Below are 599 nucleotides of genomic sequence, written 5' to 3'. Positions count from 1 at the left end.
GCCCGTGGCCCAACCCGTAAGGGGGGGAGCGGTCGAAGGTGGGGCCGGCGATTGGGACGAAGTCGTAACAAGGTAGCCGTACCGGAAGGTGCGGCTGGATCACCTCCTTTCTAAGGAGCATCAATCGACGATGCAGCTCCCCCTGCTGGGAGGGCGTCGCCGGTGGCCATTATCAGCGGCGAATGTTCGCTGGGTGGCTGCTCATAGATGTGGAGCACTGGCTACTCAACCCGGTGGGGTTGTCTTGCTGCTAGTACTGCGACCTGGTCGTGTGGAACGCAGTCGAGGGGATGCCGCCTGGTTGGACACGCTGTTGGGTCCTGAAGGAACGGGCACGTGAGTGTCTGGATCTTCTGGACTGCGGGACCAGGTTCGGCCGGACAGGTCACTGTTCGGTCGTCTTGGTGGGCCCGGTTGTTTTTTGAGAACTACACAGTGGACGCGAGCATCTCTGAACGAGACTCCTTTGTGAGTTTTGTTCTCTGTTGCGATTTGTTTGATCGTTTCGTGTGTTCAAGTTTTTAAGGGCATACGGTGGATGCCTTGGCATCAGGAGCCGATGAAGGACGTGGGAGCCTGCGATATGCCTCGGGGAGTCG

2 rRNA genes are annotated in these 599 nt (G+C 58.8%); both read left to right on the top strand.

The features are described from left to right. Window positions 1–110 (top strand): 16S ribosomal RNA (locus tag ACFPCY_RS43065); the annotation flags it as partial. 401 nt (window positions 111–511) lie between these two features. Next, window positions 512–599: ribosomal RNA gene (locus ACFPCY_RS43060) — 23S ribosomal RNA — on the top strand; the annotation flags it as partial.

Origin of the sequence: Actinomadura gamaensis, from assembly GCF_042652125.1 — a bacterium.
GTDB classification, from domain to species: Bacteria; Actinomycetota; Actinomycetes; order Streptosporangiales; family Streptosporangiaceae; genus Spirillospora; species Spirillospora gamaensis.
Note: the sequence above shows the minus strand (reverse complement) of the source record. Positions and strands in the feature narration are given on the sequence as shown.